The sequence below is a fragment of the Dyella sp. 2RAB6 genome, from assembly GCF_052115385.1.
Lineage (GTDB): Bacteria > Pseudomonadota > Gammaproteobacteria > Xanthomonadales > Rhodanobacteraceae > Dyella_D.
The window spans coordinates 51909-68122 of sequence record NZ_JBFRGP010000017.1 but is presented as its reverse complement, the minus strand read 5'-3'; the positions used below and the strand labels follow the sequence as shown (position 1 = coordinate 68122).

The window sequence follows — 16214 nt, the reverse complement described above, 5'->3', positions numbered from 1 at the left end:
TCTACTTAGGGCTGCGCAACATCAGTAAAAAATGGACGCTTCCAATCCATGATTGGAAGGCGGCGCTCAACCGCTTTACCATCCAGTTCGAAGGCCGCATCCCTCAGCTTTAAAGCGATCCCGTTTACACAAAAGTCTGTACAAGCCCGCCGCTCATATACAGCGCTACCTATCGGCAGCGTTCGTTTGGGGGATGCCGCGCGGCCTGTGCAAATTCAATGCAGCACAGGGGGTTGATATGCCCGACGAAGTCAGAGCCCACCGCATGCCTGACCTTGTCACCATGAAAGCCGTGGTAGCTCTGTTCAAGCGTCGCGGCAGCCTCCCCACCCGTACCAAGGGTTCTCTCGCTCCCTACGTGTGGGCGGTAGCAGTGATCGCCTATGAATGTCGCATGCGTAGCATTGAGGTGCGAAGTCTCACCGATGCCGATGAGACCACCGAGGGCATCATTGTGGACCGGCGTAAGGGGAGCTTGGGGAATGTGACCCGTTGGTCGTCACAGCTGCGGGAGGCTTGGAACTGGCTCAAAGTGCGCCGCCAGGGCATATGGGCCGGCAAACGCCTCCCGATTCCTCATCGGCCCCAGGACCGCTATCTCGTCGTCGCGGAAACGGGTCGCCCCGTCGGCAAAAGCACCATGTCCAGCGCTTGGCGTCGAGCAATCGCCGCGGCGATTGAGATCGGCATTCTTTCATCGGAGGAGAAGTTTGGGCTCCACGCCATCAAGCATCGTGCAATCACTGACACCAAGGGAAACAAGGCGGATAAGCAGCTCGCGAGCGGGCATCGCACCATGCAGATGGTGCACCACTACGACCACTCACGACCGGTCGTTGATCCCGTCTCCGACACCTAATTTTCTACACATTTTTCTACAGACGCATAAAAACAAGGGCCTACCGCGAGGTAAGCCCTTGTTAGTATTGGCGCCCGATGTTGGACTCGAACCAACGACCCCCTGATTAACAGTCAAGTGCTCTAACCGGCTGAGCTAATCGGGCGGGGTGAGTCGCGTAGTTTGAAGTCAGCTGTCCGGGCTGTCAAGTCTGACAGCCCGGCTCCGGAGGCGATTCTGGAAAGATCGCGCTCAGTGGGTCAGCACGCGATAGCACGGCACGTAGGCCGCGCCGCCGGGCAGCTTCATGCGGTGCTGCACGACGAAGGCCTGCAGCAGTTCGTCCAGCGCGCGCATGATGTCGTGCTCGCCGTCGATGTCGAAGGGACCGTGCTGCTCGATCGCGCGCACGCCCTCTTCCTTCACATTGCCGGCCACGATGCCCGAGAAGGCGCGGCGCAGATCGGCCGCCAGTTCGTGGCGCGGACGGTCGCGATGGATCGCCAGGGCGCGCATCGCCTCGTGGGTGGGACGGAACGGGAGCTGGAACGACGTCGGGATGCTCAGCGCCCAGTTGAAGAAGAACGCGTCCTTGTTGTCCAGGCGGTGGTTGCGCACCTTGTCGATGCCGCGCACCATCGCGTGGGCCACGGCGGCCGGATTGTCGACGATGATCTGGTAGTGCTGCGCCACGCTGTCGCCGAGCGTGAGGCGGAGAAACTTGTCGATCTGCTCGAAGTAGGCCGCCGACTGGCGCGGGCCGGTGAACACCAGCGGGAACGGAATCCCGGCGTTGTCCGGATGCAGCAGGATGCCGAGCAGATAGAGGATTTCCTCCGCCGTGCCCACGCCGCCCGGGAACACGATGATGCCGTGGCCGAGCCGCACGAAGGCCTCCAGGCGCTTTTCGATGTCCGGCATGATCACCAGGTTGTTGACGATCGGGTTCGGCGACTCGGCCGCGATGATGCCCGGCTCGGTCACGCCGATATAGCGGTTGCCGCGGCGGCGCTGCTTGGCATGCGCAATCGTGGCGCCCTTCATCGGGCCCTTCATCGCGCCCGGTCCGCAACCGGTGCAGATGTCCAGGCCGCGCAGGCCGAGCTGGTAGCCGACCTGCTTGGTGTATTCGTACTCGTCGCGCGAGATCGAATGGCCGCCCCAGCACACCACCAGGTTCGGGTCGATCTGCGGCTTGAGGATGCGCGCATTGCGCAGGATCTCGAACACCGCGTGGGTGATGCCCACCGAGTCGTCCAGATCGAAACCGCCCTGCTCCAGCTGCGTCGACACGTAGACGATGTCGCGCACCACCGCCACCAGCAGCTCGTTGATGCCGCGGATGATCTGCCCGTCGACGAAGGCCTGGGCCGGCGCGTGCTGCAGCTCGATCTTGATGCCGCGGTCCTGCTGCAGCACCTGGATGTCGAAATCGGGGAACTGCTCGAACATCGAGCGCGGATCGTCGCTGATGTTGCCCGAGGTCAGCACCGCCAGCGCGCAGCGGCGCAGCAGTGCATGCATGCCCGAACCGCTGGCGTCGCGCAGGCGCACCACCTCGTTGCGGGACAGGATATCCAGGCCGCCGGCGGGCGAGATGCGCGCGCTGACGGTGGCCTGCTTGCCGGACTTGCCGGTCTGAACGTCGTTCATCGAATCTCCTTCGGCCACGTCGCCGTGGCAACACACCGTCCAGGCTGGGACGGCCGGCTAGCTTGGCCCCGGGGAACCGGGCCGGTCAACCTCCCCCCATAAAAAAACCGGCGCCCCGAGGGGCGCCGGTTGCTGTCTGCAAAGTCCAGCGCTGGCTTAGAACGTGTAGCGCAGGCTGAGCATGGCGGACCAACGCGAGGCCGGGTTGACCTTGGTCGCGCTGTTGTCGGTGGAGCTGTCGTAGATCGTCTTCGGGCTCGGCTGGTAGTTGCCGTTCGCGTCGGTCGGCAGGTTGTAGATGTACTTGCCGGTGGCCTTGTCGATACCGGCGAAGTTCGCCAGCGTGCGGGTGTAGGGGAAGCCGACGTAGTTCTGCTGGCCCCACTTGTCGTTCATCAGGTTCAGGACGTTGTAGATGTCCAGGCGGATCTCGCCCTTGTTGCCCTTGAACAGACCCGGCACTTCCTGGCTGAAGCTCAGGTCGAGCTGGTTGACCCAGGCCGACTTGGCGGCGTTGCGGCCGGCCACCTTGCCCTGGTGGTCGCTCAGGTAGTCGTCGCTCTTGATGAAGGCGTAGAACTGCTGCTCCAGCTTCGCGGCCTGGGCCGGAGTGGCGGCAGCGATGATCACCTGGCCCGGGTTCGGGATGAAGACCAGGTCGCTACGCGAGTAGGAGTCGCCATTGGCGTCGTTGCCGAACACCCAGCTGTACGGCACGCCCTTGTGGCCGTCGTAGAACAGGCTGACGGTGGTGGCGTAGTTGCCGAAGAAGTTGTGCGACCAGGCCACCGAAGCATTCACGCGCAGCGGCACGTTGGTGTTCGAGGTCGAGGCGACGTCTTCGTTCGGGTTGGTCCAGGCGCTGTTGCTGAAGTTCGAGGTGGCCTGGCTGGAGGTGCCCGGGTTCACTTCGGTGGCGTGCGAGCCGGTGACGCTCAGGCTGGCGGCCCAGCTGTCGGCGAACGGCTTGCTCAGCGACAGGGTCAGCGACTCGGCCTTGCCCTTGCTGGTGTTGGTCAGGTAGGTCACGCCCTGGGCGAAGCGGGCGTCGGAACGGATGCGCGAGTTGTTGACGATGGCCCCGCCCGTCACGGTGCCGTTCGGGTTGGTGCCGCAGTTGGCGCCGGTAGCGCCGCCGAGCGCCTGCGCACCGCCGATGCAGCCGTAGTACGTGAAGCGGCCATCCGGCAGCATGCCCGACGGCGCACCGATGTTGAGGTTCTTGTAGAGGATGCCGTCACGCGTCTCGAGGCGCTGATATTCCGCGGTGGCGATCACGCCCCACCACGGCAGCTCGCGGTCGATCGCCAGCGAAGCCTTCCACACGCTCGGCAGCTGGAAGTTCGGATCGATCGAGTCCACCGCCATCTGCGGCGTGACGCCGGCGCCGGAGGTGTTCTGCTGCAGCGGATTCGAGCTGAAGGCCGGGCACGGCACGTTGTTGTTGTTGCCGAAGCGGCACAGACCCGAGGTCTGGCGGTCGTACTGGTAGGTGACGATGTTGATACCGTTGTTCTGGTACGGGTTCGTCATCCACACCGTCGGCGGGCTGGACTGGAACAGGCCGACGCCGCCGCGCAGCTGGGTCTTCAGGTCGGTGTCGAAGGTGTAGTTGAACGAGAAGCGCGGCTGCACCAGGGTGCTGCCATTGACGGTGCCGGCATTGCTGAAGCCGAAGCGCTGCTGGAACGTGGCGTTGTACAGCGGCTTGTCGTCGGTCATGTAGTGATTGACGCGGAAGCCGTACTGCACGGACAGGTTGTTGTTGACCTGCCAGGTGTCCTGCAGGAACACGTCGCGCTCGCGCAGCTCCCACTTCGCCGCGATGCCGTTGATGTCGTAGCCGGGCGCCGGCTGGTATAGGCTGTAGCCGGAGTACAGGCCCTGCTCGATCGCGGGGATGCTGTTGAAGGTGTAGGCGCCGAATTCGGTGCGGCCGAACAGGTTGTAGATGCGGTTGCGGCTGTAGTCGAAGCCACCCTTCACGGTGTGGTCGCCCAGGTACAGCGTGCCCGCCCAGAACGCGCTCAGGTCCTTGACCTTGGCCGAGTTGTAATGGCTGAACTGGTCTTCGCCCAGATTCACGCTCGGCGCGGAGGTGCTGGTGGTGTTGCTCGCGCGCACCGTGACCATCGGCTGCTGGGTCGAAACCGTGCGATGCAGGTAGAAGTCGCTGTAGGACAGCTTCGTCTCGGACGAGAAGGTGTCGGTCCAGTCGTCGAAGAACTGCAGCGTGTAGTTCTTGTTGTCGGTGGCGACGTTGTACCAGTAGCTGCTCAGGCCGATCGAGTTGGTCGTGTTGCCCTGCGGGTTCGGCTTGAACTCCTTGGTGCGCTGGTAGGCGAGGCTGGCACGGTGGTGGTCCGTGATGTTCCAGTCGAGCTTGACCAGGTAGCGCTTGTCGTCCAGGGTGCCGGCGTTGGCGCCGAGGCTGCCCGGCACCAGGCCGAGGCGGGTCGCCGCGTTGGTGATGCGGGTCAGGTCGCTGGGCGAGATCTTGTTGCCGGTGGAGCCGCCGGTCAGCGTGCTGTCGAGGCCGTTGGCGGCGCCCGAGCTCAGGCCGGTGACCTTTTCCTTTTCGTAGCTGGCGAAGAAGAACAGCTTGTCCTTGATGATCGGACCGCCGAAGGTGACACCCGCCTTCCAGTTGGTGTCGAACTCGGTGTAGTCGCGGTTCTTCTGCAGCCAGCCGGCCTTGCCCACCATGTCGTCGGTGTTCTTGTACGTGTAGTACACCGAGCCGTGGAAATCGTTGGTGCCGCTCTTGGTGACGGCATTGATCTCGGCGCCCACCGAGTCGGACGTCACGTCATAGTTGGCGGTGGAGATCGAGTATTCCTCGATGGTATCCATCGCGATCGGCGAGCCGACGGTCGGCAGGCCGCTGCCGTTCAGGCCGAAGGGATCGCCCACGCCGAGGCCGTCGACCTTGATGCTGTTGAGGCGGGCGTTCTGGCCGTTGGCCGAGATCGCGCCGGTGACGTGGTCCACGTTCACGCGCGGATCGAGGCGGGCGATGTCGGCGATGTTGCCGCTCGGCGCCGGGGTCATCTTCAGCTGGCGCTGCGACACGTTGGTCGACAGGCCCTTGTTCTCGGAAGTGAAGAGCTGCGAACCGGCCGTGGCGGAAACCGTCACGCCCTCGAGGTTCTTGGCAGCCGCGGCGGCGCCGACGGTGAGGTTCACCGCGGTGTCCTGCGACAGCTGCAGATAGACGTTGTCCTGCTCGGTGAGCTGGCCGTCCTTGTTCACCTTCACATCGAACGGACCACCCACGCGCAGGCCGGAGGCAGCGTAGCGGCCGTTGGCGTCGGTGGTGGTGGTCTTGGTGGTGCCCGACGGCTCATGCACGATCTGCACGGAGGCGCCAGAGACCGGCTGGCCATTGGCGTCGAGCACGCGGCCGCTGATGGAGGAGGACGTGTCCTGGGCGATCGCCGGCACCGACATGGCGAGCATCGACGCGATCGCAAACGGCAGGACCTTGGCACGAATTCGGCTATTCACTGTGATTGACCCCTTGGGCGCGCAACTTAAAAAATGACAAGCAGAAACCAAAAACACGGATGCCCGGCTCCAGCCAGGCAGTGATTCCACGCAGATTGATTTCCCCGGAATGTGTGTAGCTGTCCGAAGCTTTCGCCTGGTGCTGCTTTCTTGTGGCGAGACCGCCCCGCCTGCCAACAAAGTGTTAAACGGACTTTAACGGCATTCTATGACACTTATGTAACGGATTCACGTCCTTTTTATCTCCGCGCCGCCCCATACCACCGCAGTGGAGCGCAACACAAGTGACGTGAAAACAGTTACTTGACTATAGAGGTACTCAAACCACCAGCCTTCGTCCCCTGGGATCCGGCCGAGCCACGGCACATGACGGACCAACGAAAGCTTAAGCAGGCTAGCAGCCTGCTTCCGACTGCGGCATAGGAAGTTTCCCTAGGATTTACCCAGGTAACGGGCGCGCTTCGCGGGCTTCAAAGTGTCCAGGTCGAGCATCACCAGGCCGTCGACGCAGCCCGAGAAACCGGGGTCTTCGCCGAAATCGAGGAACTGCACGCCTTCCGGCTCCACCAGGTCCACGTACTGGCGGTACAGCACCGGCAGGCTGACGCCGAGTGCGTCCAGATGGTGCTTGAGCTTGCCCAGGCCGGCGGCCGGATCGAGACCTTCCAGCGCGGCGCGCACCAGGTCGATCACCGCCGGCGAAATCACGAACGGCTGGCGCGCGGCGGCCAGGCCGGTCACGCCGAAATAATGCTGGTGCGCCGCGGCGATCCATTCGCGCGCCTCGCGCGGCAGGCTCACCGACATGCTGACCGGGCCGAACATGTAGCGCAGGTTCGGATGGCGCTGCAGGTACAGGCCGATGCCCTGCCACAGCTGGTCCAGCGCACGCGAACGCCAGTACGCCGGCGCGATGAAGCTGCGGCCGAGTTCCAGGCCCTGGGACAGGCGCGATTCCAGCGCCGGCGAATAATTGAACAGGCTGGAGGTGTACAAGCCCTTCATGCCGCGCTCGGCGATGATCTGGCCGCCGTGGCCGAAGCGGTACGAGCCGACGATGCGCAGCGCCTTGGGATCCCACAGCACCAGGTGCTCGTAGTGCGGATCGTAGGCGTCGAGGTCGCGCCGCGCGCCAGTGCCTTCGCCGACCTTGCGGAAGGTCAGCTCGCGCAGGCGGCCGATCTCGCGCAGCGCTGCGCTGTCGGCGGCGCCCTGCAGCAGCAGCACCTGTTTGCCGTCGTTGAGATCGGCGAGCTTTTCGGCGTGCGCGGCCAGGTCGGCCACCACCCGCTCGGTGGGTTCGGGATGCGCGATCGGCGACTGCCCGCCGAAGATCAGGCCGCGATGGCGGCCCACCCGGTACACATGCCGGCGCATCAGCTTGGCCGCCTGCTGGGCGGAACCGCCGCTGCGCTGTTCCAGCTCGTCCGCGCCGACCAGGGCGCCGACGCTGAAGGCGATGCGGCGCTTGATCGGCGCCACCGCTTCGCGCGGCAACATCGCGGTGCTGAGCGGCTTGGCCAGCATCGAAAGGCCGTAGAACATGGTGGAATTGCGCGCACCGACGTGGATCGGCAGCACCGGCGTCTTGCTGCGCATGGCCAGGCGCGCGAAGCCGTCGGACCAGCGCCCGTCGCGCACGCCGTCCGGACGCATCCGCGACACTTCGCCGGCCGGGAACACGATCAGCGCTTCGCCGCGGTCCAGCGCGCGGTAGATCTCGCGCATGCGCGACGCCGCGCCCTTGCCGAACACGTCCACGTGCAGCAGCAGGCGATTGAGCTGGGGAATCGAGGCCAGCCAGTCGTTGCCCAGCATTTTCACGTCGCTGCGCACGGAGCCGACCAGGTGCAGCAGGGTGATCGCGTCCACCATCCCCAACGGATGGTTGGCCACCACCAGCACGCCACCCTCGACCGGGATGTTCTCGCGCTCGCGCGGATTGACGTAGTAATTCGCGCCCAGCACTTCGAGCGCCTTTTCGACGAAATCGAAACCTTCCGACTCACCGATCCTGGTGAGTACGCGATTGAATCCATTTTCGTCGGCGAGGCGGCCCAGCAGCCCTGCAGCGGAACGCAGCAGACCAGGGTGCTGTGCCAGCCATGGCAGACGTTCAGTGAGGGTCTGTTCGACACTTAGCATGATCGTCTCCTTAACGACTTCGCCCATGCTCGCCGCGGATTATGACAGCAAGGTGATCCCCGCAGGGCATGGCCGATCGGCACGGGTATTTTGCCCAGGCAAAGTGCCCGGATCGTTTCAAACGGCAAGATGCAGATACGCGGCCAGCCCGCCCAGGAACATCTGCACCGACAGCGCGATCAGCAGCATGCCCATCACCCGCTCCAGCGCGGTCAGCACGCTCTCGCCGAGCCAGCGGAACAGATAAGTGGAGCACAGCAGGATCACCGCGGTCGCCAGCCAGGCGCCGAGCAGCGCGACTGCCCAGTCGGCGGTGCGCCCCGGCTGGGTGCTGGTCAGCAGCAGCAGCGCCGCCATCGCCGAGGGACCGGCCACGCCGGGGATCGCCATCGGCACGATAAACGGTTCGCCTTCGCCGGCCTTGCCGAAGATGCCGCCGCCGTCCGCCGGCGGGAACACCATGCGGATGCCGATCAGGAACAGCACGATGCCGCCGGCGATGCTGATCGATTCCTGCCGCAGCTGCAGCAGCTTCAGCAGGTGCTGGCCGCCGACCAGGAAACCCAGCAGCACGCCCAGCGCGATCAGCAGCTCGCGCACCATCACCCGGCGCCGGCGCTTGGGCGCGACGTCCTTGAGCAGGCTCAGGAAGATCGGGATATTGCCCAGCGGATCCATGATCAGGAACAGCAAGATCGCCGCCGACAGCGTGGTCATCTGCGTTTCCATCTCAATCCCCCTGGCTCGACGACGCGCGTTGCTGCTCAATCATGACGCAGATCGAGCATGCCGCCGCGCGCCGCCGCACCCTGCGCGCTCAGCAGGTACACCGCCGCTTCCGCGCTGGCGTCCGGCAGCGGCAGCTTGCTGGTGTCCTCGCCGAAATAGGCCTGGCGGCGCAGCGCGGTGCGCATCGGCGCCGGCAGCAGCGCGTGCGTGCGCAGCGGCGTGTTTTCGGTTTCCTGATGCAGGATCTCGACGAAGCGCTCGGTCGCGGCCTTCGACACGCCGTACGCGCCCCAGTGCGCCTTGCGCACCAGTTCGGGAGCATCCAGCACGAACACCACCGCGCTGTCCGGCGCAGCGCTAAGCAGCGGCATGCAGGCCTGGGTCAGCGCGAACGGCGCCGACACGTTGACGTGCAGCGCGCGCAGCCATTCGTCCGGCTTGTGCATGGCGATCGGCGTGAGGCCATCGAAACTGGCGGCAGCGTGGACGATGCCGTCGAGGCGGCCGAAGTCGCGTTCGAGGCCATCGGCCACGGCCTGGTAATCGTTCGGCGTGGCGGCTTCGAGATCGAGCGGATGGATCACCGGTTCGGGCAGCTGTTCCGCGACCATCGCGTCGTAAAGCTGCTCCAGCTGGCGCCGGCGCCGGCCGGTGATCACCACCGTGGCACCCGCGCGTGCAGCCGCATGCGCCACCGCGGCGCCGAGACCGCCATACGCACCGGTGACCAGGATCACGCGATTCGCCAAGGCGCCCGGCTGCAGCACCCAATCGGCGGGAAGACGTCGACTGACCAAGCTCATGCCTGCGCTGCCCCGCTGACGTCGATCACCATGCGCGCCAGTTCGCCGGAAGCCTTCAGGTCTTCGACGATGTCGCAGCCGCCGATCAGCTCGCCCTGGATGAACAGCTGCGGGAAGGTCGGCCAGTTGGCGTAGTGCGGCAGCGCGGCGCGCACTTCCGGATCGGCGAGCACGTTGATGGAGTGGACGTCCGCGCCCGCCTCCTTCAACGCCTGCGCCGCGCGGCTGGAGAAGCCGCACATCGGGAACTGCGGCGTGCCCTTCATGAAAAGCACGATGGGGTGCTCGGCGAGCACAGCCTTGATTCGCTCGTTAACGTCCATAGCTCGGGGATTCATCACTACAATGCAGCGAGACCGGTAGTGTATCAGTCGCGCACCGGCCCGCCGTCCCGCGGCGCCTGCCCCGACTTTCCTCAGCCAACGCCCAGGAGCCTCCCATGGCCTTCGAACTCCCCGCCCTGCCCTACGAAAAGAATGCGCTCGAGCCGCACATCTCGGCCGAGACGCTGGAGTACCACTACGGCAAGCACCACCAGGCCTATGTGACAAATCTCAACAACCTGATCAAGGGCACCGAGTTCGAGAACGCCGCGCTGGAGGACATCATCAAGAAGTCGTCCGGCGGCGTGTTCAACAATGCCGCGCAGGTGTGGAACCACACCTTCTACTGGAACAGCCTCAGCCCCAAGGGCGGCAACGAGCCCAGCGGCAAGCTGGCCGACGCCATCAACAAGGCCTTCGGCTCGTTCGACAAGTTCAAGGAAGAGTTCTCCAAGTCGGCGGTCGGCAACTTCGGTTCCGGCTGGACCTGGCTGGTGCAGCGCCCGGACGGCTCGCTGGGCATCGTCAACACCTCCAACGCCGCCACGCCGATCACCGGCACCGACAAGCCGCTGCTGACCTGCGACGTGTGGGAACACGCCTACTACGTCGACTATCGCAATGCGCGCCCGAAGTACGTGGAAGCGTTCTGGAACCTGGTGAACTGGGACTTCGCGGCCAAGAACCTGGCCTGATCCTTTCCTTGGGATCACATAAAAAACGGAGCCGGCGACGGCTCCGTTTTTTGTGGTGCGGATTTTATCGCGGCGACTTCATGGCAGCACTCAGCCCAGCAGTTCGACGGCAGGCGCCGCCTGCGGCTCCCGCCCCAGGGCGCCTGCGATGGCGGCCAGGCGCTGCGTCATCGACGCCGCATCCACCGCGCACACCGTCGCGTGCCCGACCTTGCGGCCCGGACGCGGCTGCTTGCCGTAGTCGTGCCAGTGGCCGTCGATCGCGCGCAGCACCGGCGCAGCATCGGGCAGTTCGCCGATCCAGTTGAACATCGCCGACAGCCCGCGCGCCGAGGTATCGCCCAGCGGCATGCCGAGCACGGCGCGCACGTGATTCTCGAACTGGCTGGTCAGCGCGCCTTCGATGGTCCAGTGCCCGGAGTTGTGCACGCGCGGCGCCATCTCGTTGCCGAGCAGCTGGCCGTCCTTGACGAACAGCTCCAGCGCGAACACGCCCACGTAGGCCAGCCGCTCGGCCAGGGTGCGGGCCAGCGCGGTGGCGCGCTCCTGCAGCCCGTCGACGGCCGGCGCCGGCGCGAGGCTCAGCGACAGCACGCCGTCGGTGTGCCAGTTCTGGGTCAGCGGCCAGGTGCGGAAATCGCCATCGCGGCCACGCACCGCCACCACCGACAGCTCGCGCTCGAACGGCACGAAGGCTTCCAGGATCAACCCGTGCGCCGCCGCTTGTGCGCCCAGCGCCGCCCAGGCGGCGTCGGCATCGGCCACGCTGCGCAGGCGGAACTGGCCCTTGCCGTCGTAGCCGAGACGGCGCGTCTTGAGGATCGCCGGCGCGCCGACCGTGGCCAGGGCGCGATCCAGCTCGGCGCGGGTATCGACTGCCATGAAGGCGGGCGTTTCGAGCCCGCATTCGCGGAACAAGGTTTTCTCGGCCAGCCGGTCCTGCGCCACCGCCAGCGCGCGCGGAGCGGGAAACACCGCCACGCGCTCGGCCAGCCAGTGCGCGGTCGCGGCCGGCACGTTTTCGAAATCGAAGGTGACCACGTCGACCTGGCGGGCGAAATGCTCCAGCGCCGCGTAGTCGGTCCAGTCCGCCGCCAGCAACGGCGCGACCTGGGCGGCGCAGGCGTCCGGCGCGCTGTCGACCACCAGGGTCTTCACCCCCAGCGGCGCTGCCGCCAGGGCCAGCATGCGGGCGAGCTGCCCGCCGCCGAGGATGCCCAGCACGGGTTGGCGGCGCTCGCTCACTGGCGCGGGTCCGGGTTGTCCAGCACGGTCTGGGTCTGGCGGGCGCGGAACGCATCCAGCGCCGCCGCCAGCTCGGCATCGTGCAGGGCCAGCACGGCGGCGGCGAGCAGGCCGGCATTGGTGGCGCCGGCGCGGCCGATGGCCAGGGTGCCGACCGGGATGCCAGCCGGCATCTGCGCGATGGAGAGCAGCGAATCCATGCCGTTCAGGGCCTTGGACTGCACCGGCACGCCGAACACCGGCAACCGCGTCTTGGCCGCCAGCATGCCCGGCAGGTGGGCGGCGCCGCCGGCACCGGCGACGATCACCTGGATGCCGCGGCCGGGGGCTTGTTCGGCGTACTGGAACAGCAGGTCCGGCGTGCGATGCGCCGAGACCACGCGCACCTCGTGGGCCACGCCCAGCTCGGTCAATACGCTGGCCGCATGCTCCATGGTTTCCCAGTCGGAACGGGAACCCATCACTACGCCCACCCGCGGCGCCTTGCCTGTCGAAGTCATGGTCCGGCCGTCCAAAAGGGGCTATTGTACGGACCTTTCCGCGTCACCACACGACTCCTTCATGGACAAGCGCCTGCTCGACATCCTCTGCTGTCCGGTCAGCAAGACCGCGGTGCGGCCGCTCGGCAAGAACGAGCTGGACGCCCTCAACGCCGCCATCGCCCAGGGCCAGGTCGACAACGTGGCCGGTGCCCGGGTCGAGGCCTCCCTGCAGGAAGGCCTGATCACGGTCGATCGCAAGGTCGTCTACCGCATCGACGAGGGCATCCCGGTGATGCTGCCCGAAGAGGGTATCGGCACCACCCAGCTGCGGGATTTCCCGGCGGCGGCCTGAGCTCGGCCGAATGGTGGGTTGGGGATGGATAGGAATGTCCCCAGATGCGAACCTGAGCATGACATGACAGGGATCTTTCGCGTATCGTCTTCGGTCATGCGGTCGGCGTAGCCGCCTGGGAACGACGGCAGCACATCACACAGGGGTGTGGCGATGACCAACGCCAGTGAACCATCCAACATCGTCAGTCTTAGCCAGCGCCTGGACCCTTCCAGCGAGCGCGGTGGCGCCCTGCTGAACACCGTGCGCGACATCGCCTCGCGCCGCCTGCAGCTGCTGGCCAACGGCATGTTCGAACACGTCGACGACGCCCTGTTCGACCTGGCCGAGAAAGCCGAGAACAACGCCGCCCAGATGCACTACTTCGACGGCATGCGCGAAGTGCGCAAGCGCCGTCCCGCGGTGGAGCGGGCGTTCCTGGCCGCGGTCACCCGCGGCATCGCCGACTTCGCCTCGCAGCAGCGCGCCAGCACCACGCCCGGTGGCGGCAGCGGCGTGCCGCTGCCGATCGGCTCGGTCGAGCTGACCCTGGTCGCCGACAACGAGCTGGAAGAATCGCTCGCGATCACCAGCATGATCGGCAAGAACGAGACCCGCCTGACCCGCGACCTGTACGCGGTGAACCAGCGCCTGTCGGTCATCTACGGCGGCATCCGCGTCGAGGACGCCAACAACCCGGTCGCCCCGGCCTCGCTGACCCAGGCGTTCCGCCAGTCGATGCGCGAGCTGTCGGCGGAGATGCGCGTCAAGCTGATCATCTTCAAGCTGTTCGACCGCTACGTACTGGCCGCGCTCGACGAGCTCTACCAGGAAATCAACACCGAGCTGGTCAGCGCCGGCGTGCTGCCGCAGCTGCGCCATGAAGTGCAGCGCAGCGGCTCGGCTTCGGCCGCGCCATCACCATCTGCCGCCGCGGCCGCGCAGGGCGCCGCGCAGATCGGCGACGTGCCGATGGGCGACGACGGCGCCTCCAGCGAATTGCTGCAGACCCTGCGCACGCTGTTCAGCGCGCGCCGCGGCGGCATGCCGGAGAACCTGCCGGTCGGCGGCCCGCTGCAGGTGCCCACGGTCAACGAACTGATCGGCGCGCTCAGCGTGCTGCAGAGCCAGGCCGCCACCGTCGGCAGCCCGCTGCCGCTGCGCGGCGGCGTGTCCACCGCGGCGGTGATGCAGGAAGTCGCCCACCTCAAGGAACAGCTGCTCACCCAGATCGGCTCGCTGCGCGGCGAACGTCCCGGCCAGGTCGCGACCATGGACGAGGACACCATCGACCTCGTCGGCATGCTGTTCGAGTTCATCCTCGAGGACCGCAACCTGCCCGCCGAGATGCAGGTGCTGCTGGCGCGCCTGCAGATTCCGTATCTCAAGGCCGCGATCCTCGACCGCCGCCTGTTCGCCCATCGCCAGCATCCGGCCCGCCGCCTGCTGGACAGCCTGGCGGACGTCGCCAAGGGCTGGTCGCCCGAGTCCGACCGCGACCACCGCCTGCACGACAAGGTCAAGGTCATCGTCGATGCCCTGCTGCAGGAATTCGACGACGACCTGACCATCTTCGACCGCCTCAATCTCGACCTGCAGGATTTCCAGGACCAGAGCCGGCGCCGCTCCGAACTGGCCGAGCAGCGCGTGGCCGAGTCCACCCGCGGCCGCGAGAAGCTGGAGCAGGCGCGCCGCCGCGCCGCCAAGGAAATCCTCACGCGGATCGGCGACCACGCGCTGCCGCCGCTGATCCACGGCATCCTGTCGCGCGCCTGGGCCAACTACATGGTGCTGACGATCCTGCGCCAGGGCGAGGAATCCTCGGAGTTCCGCGACTCGCTGCGCTTCGTCAACGACTTCATCGCCAGCACGCGCACCGCGCGTTCGATCGAAGAACGCCGCACCCTGCGCCAGATGCTGCCCGGCATCGAGCGTTCGCTGCGCCGCGGCCTGGCCAACGTCGCGTTCCAGGAAAGCGATATCGAGCGCCTGCTGGCCCAGCTGCACACCTATTACCGCCATCAGCTCGGCGAATCGATCCCGGTCGCCGAGGTGCAGGCCGCCGAGGAGTCCGCGGCGCTGCCGATCCCGGACAACATCCAGCCGATCACCGAGACCGAAGCGGCGCTGCACGTCGACGAGGTGGTGCCCGAGGCGGAAGAAGACACGCCGGAACTGCGCATGGTGCACGAGCTGAAGCCCGGTATCTGGCTGGAGTTCGCCACCGAGGGCGACACCATCGAGCGCGCCAAGCTCTCGTGGGTCAGCCCGATGAGCGGCCGCTACCTGTTCGTGAACCGGCGTGGCCTGAAGGTCGGCGATTACGCGCCGTACGAGCTGGCGCGCGAGATCATCGCCGGCCGTGCGCGCGTGCTGGAATCGACGGCGCTGTTCGACCGCGCGCTGGATGCCATCGTCGGCCGCCTGAGCCAGCCGGCCACCGGCGCGCCCTGATCGAATCGATCGGCTCCACCCCGACCTGATAACATCCGCCCGATCACATCGGGCTGATGGCATCGGCATGACCTCATCGAACCTGCTTGCTCCGCCGCCGGCCGCCGTCGTGCTGGCGGATGTCGAACGCGCCTTCGCCGAAGATATCGGCAGCGGCGACGCCACCGCCGAACTGCTGCCCGCCGACGCGAACGCGAAAGCCACGCTGACCTGCCGCGAGGACGCGGTGATCGCCGGCACGGCCTGGTTCGACGCCTGCTTCCGACGCCTCGACCCCGCCGTGCGCATCGACTGGCAGGCGAGCGACGGCACCCGCGTGGCGCCGGGCTCGGTGATCTGCCGGCTCGAAGGCAAGGCGCGCGCCCTGGTGAGCGCGGAGCGTTCGGCGCTCAACTTCCTGCAGCTGCTGTCCGCCACCGCCACCGCCACCGCGACTTACGTGCAAGCCGTGGCCGGCACCTCGGTGCGCGTGCTGGATACCCGCAAGACCGTGCCCGGCCTGCGCATCGCGCAGAAGTACGCGGTGCGCTGCGGCGGCGGCCATAACCATCGCGTAGGTTTGTACGACGCGATCCTGGTCAAGGAAAACCACATCATCGCGGCCGGCGGCATCGCCCAGGCGGTGGCCGCGGCGCGGCGGCTGCATCCGACCTTGCTGCTCGAGGTGGAAGTGGAGAACCTCGACGAATTGCAGCAGGCGATCGATGCCGGCGTCGACCGCATCTTGATCGACAACTTCACCCCGCCGCTGATGCGCGAAGCCGTGGCCATCGCCGCCGGCCGCGTGCCGCTGGAGATCTCCGGCAACGTCGACCTCGGCACCATCCGCAGCTATGCGGAAACCGGCGTGGATTTCATTTCGGTGGGCGCACTGACCAAGCACGTGCGCGCCGTGGACCTGTCGCTGCGCTTGCAGCTGGACTGAGTCCGCCAGGCGTGGCGCACCAGCGCCACGCTTTCCGTCGCGGCGGACCTTGCAGGCCGCCCCGGCCGACCACACACTGCCGTG

The 16214-nt window shown here is 66.4% G+C and carries 13 protein-coding genes and 1 tRNA gene; 5 read left to right on the top strand and 9 right to left on the bottom strand.

The features are described from left to right. Positions 1-238: 238 nt before the first annotated feature. Positions 239-859 carry a hypothetical protein gene (locus tag AB4083_RS19005; protein WP_441609988.1) on the top strand — a complete coding sequence of 207 codons (621 nt, stop codon included), beginning with the start codon at positions 239-241 and terminating at the stop codon, positions 857-859. A 68-nt stretch (positions 860-927) separates the two neighbouring features. Here AB4083_RS19005 and AB4083_RS19000 read toward each other — a convergent pair. From AB4083_RS19000 to grxD, 7 genes are all read right to left on the bottom strand, one after another. Then, positions 928-1004 (bottom strand) — tRNA-Asn (locus tag AB4083_RS19000). An 86-nt stretch (positions 1005-1090) separates the two neighbouring features. Continuing rightward, a complete protein-coding gene (gene ppnN, locus AB4083_RS18995) occupies positions 1091-2491 on the bottom strand; it encodes a nucleotide 5'-monophosphate nucleosidase PpnN (RefSeq protein ID WP_441609986.1) in 1401 nt (466 codons plus the stop codon). A 156-nt stretch (positions 2492-2647) separates the two neighbouring features. Continuing rightward, a complete protein-coding gene (locus AB4083_RS18990) occupies positions 2648-5998 on the bottom strand; it encodes a TonB-dependent receptor (protein WP_441609984.1) in 3351 nt (1116 codons plus the stop codon). 432 nt (positions 5999-6430) lie between these two features. After that, positions 6431-8143, bottom strand: a complete 1713-nt coding sequence (locus tag AB4083_RS18985) for a GNAT family N-acyltransferase (RefSeq protein ID WP_441609982.1) — start codon at positions 8141-8143, stop codon at positions 6431-6433. Positions 8144-8260: 117 nt separating this feature from the next. Next, on the bottom strand, positions 8261-8860 hold the full coding sequence (locus AB4083_RS18980) for a YhgN family NAAT transporter (protein WP_441609980.1): 600 nt from the start codon (positions 8858-8860) through the stop codon (positions 8261-8263). Between the two features lie 47 nt (positions 8861-8907). Next, positions 8908-9675 (bottom strand): SDR family NAD(P)-dependent oxidoreductase, encoded by a 768-nt coding sequence (locus AB4083_RS18975; protein WP_441609978.1) that lies wholly within the window; start codon positions 9673-9675, stop codon positions 8908-8910. Then, positions 9672-9998, bottom strand: coding sequence for a Grx4 family monothiol glutaredoxin (gene grxD / locus AB4083_RS18970; protein ID WP_441609976.1), 327 nt, complete (start codon positions 9996-9998; stop codon positions 9672-9674). The genes AB4083_RS18975 and grxD overlap by 4 nt, the downstream gene beginning before the upstream one ends. A gap of 116 nt (positions 9999-10114) precedes the next feature. On the opposite strand from grxD, the gene sodB reads away from it, so the two are divergent. Beyond that, positions 10115-10693: a superoxide dismutase [Fe] gene (gene sodB / locus AB4083_RS18965; protein ID WP_441609974.1), complete on the top strand. Its 579-nt coding sequence runs from the start codon at positions 10115-10117 to the stop codon at positions 10691-10693. Between the two features lie 90 nt (positions 10694-10783). Here the strand turns inward: sodB and AB4083_RS18960 are convergent, their stop codons facing one another. Further along, on the bottom strand, positions 10784-11938 hold the full coding sequence (locus AB4083_RS18960) for a 5-(carboxyamino)imidazole ribonucleotide synthase (RefSeq protein ID WP_441609972.1): 1155 nt from the start codon (positions 11936-11938) through the stop codon (positions 10784-10786). Then, positions 11935-12438 carry a 5-(carboxyamino)imidazole ribonucleotide mutase gene (gene purE, locus AB4083_RS18955; protein ID WP_441609971.1) on the bottom strand — a complete coding sequence of 168 codons (504 nt, stop codon included), beginning with the start codon at positions 12436-12438 and terminating at the stop codon, positions 11935-11937. The genes AB4083_RS18960 and purE overlap by 4 nt, the downstream gene beginning before the upstream one ends. Before the next feature lie 61 nt (positions 12439-12499). On the opposite strand from purE, the gene AB4083_RS18950 reads away from it, so the two are divergent. The 3 genes from AB4083_RS18950 (at position 12500) to nadC (ending at position 16130) form a co-directional block, all read left to right on the top strand. Next, on the top strand, positions 12500-12772 hold the full coding sequence (locus AB4083_RS18950) for a Trm112 family protein (RefSeq protein ID WP_441609969.1): 273 nt from the start codon (positions 12500-12502) through the stop codon (positions 12770-12772). A gap of 153 nt (positions 12773-12925) precedes the next feature. Then, a complete protein-coding gene (locus AB4083_RS18945; protein WP_441609967.1) occupies positions 12926-15205 on the top strand; it encodes a DUF1631 domain-containing protein in 2280 nt (759 codons plus the stop codon). A 67-nt stretch (positions 15206-15272) separates the two neighbouring features. Next, positions 15273-16130 carry a carboxylating nicotinate-nucleotide diphosphorylase gene (nadC, locus tag AB4083_RS18940; protein WP_441609965.1) on the top strand — a complete coding sequence of 286 codons (858 nt, stop codon included), beginning with the start codon at positions 15273-15275 and terminating at the stop codon, positions 16128-16130. Positions 16131-16214 lie beyond the last annotated feature (84 nt).

What these genes read in the sequence shown, in the direction of transcription:
- AB4083_RS19005 (WP_441609988.1), top strand. Translation starts at nt 239, where the DNA reads ATGCCCGACGAAGTCAGAGCCCACCGCATGCCTGACCTTGTCACCATG.
- ppnN (WP_441609986.1), bottom strand. Translation starts at nt 2,491, where the DNA reads ATGAACGACGTTCAGACCGGCAAGTCCGGCAAGCAGGCCACCGTCAGC.
- AB4083_RS18985 (WP_441609982.1), bottom strand. Translation starts at nt 8,143, where the DNA reads ATGCTAAGTGTCGAACAGACCCTCACTGAACGTCTGCCATGGCTGGCA.
- AB4083_RS18980 (WP_441609980.1), bottom strand. Translation starts at nt 8,860, where the DNA reads ATGACCACGCTGTCGGCGGCGATCTTGCTGTTCCTGATCATGGATCCG.
- AB4083_RS18975 (WP_441609978.1), bottom strand. Translation starts at nt 9,675, where the DNA reads ATGAGCTTGGTCAGTCGACGTCTTCCCGCCGATTGGGTGCTGCAGCCG.
- grxD (WP_441609976.1), bottom strand. Translation starts at nt 9,998, where the DNA reads ATGGACGTTAACGAGCGAATCAAGGCTGTGCTCGCCGAGCACCCCATC.
- sodB (WP_441609974.1), top strand. Translation starts at nt 10,115, where the DNA reads ATGGCCTTCGAACTCCCCGCCCTGCCCTACGAAAAGAATGCGCTCGAG.
- purE (WP_441609971.1), bottom strand. Translation starts at nt 12,438, where the DNA reads ATGACTTCGACAGGCAAGGCGCCGCGGGTGGGCGTAGTGATGGGTTCC.
- AB4083_RS18950 (WP_441609969.1), top strand. Translation starts at nt 12,500, where the DNA reads ATGGACAAGCGCCTGCTCGACATCCTCTGCTGTCCGGTCAGCAAGACC.
- AB4083_RS18945 (WP_441609967.1), top strand. Translation starts at nt 12,926, where the DNA reads ATGACCAACGCCAGTGAACCATCCAACATCGTCAGTCTTAGCCAGCGC.
- nadC (WP_441609965.1), top strand. Translation starts at nt 15,273, where the DNA reads ATGACCTCATCGAACCTGCTTGCTCCGCCGCCGGCCGCCGTCGTGCTG.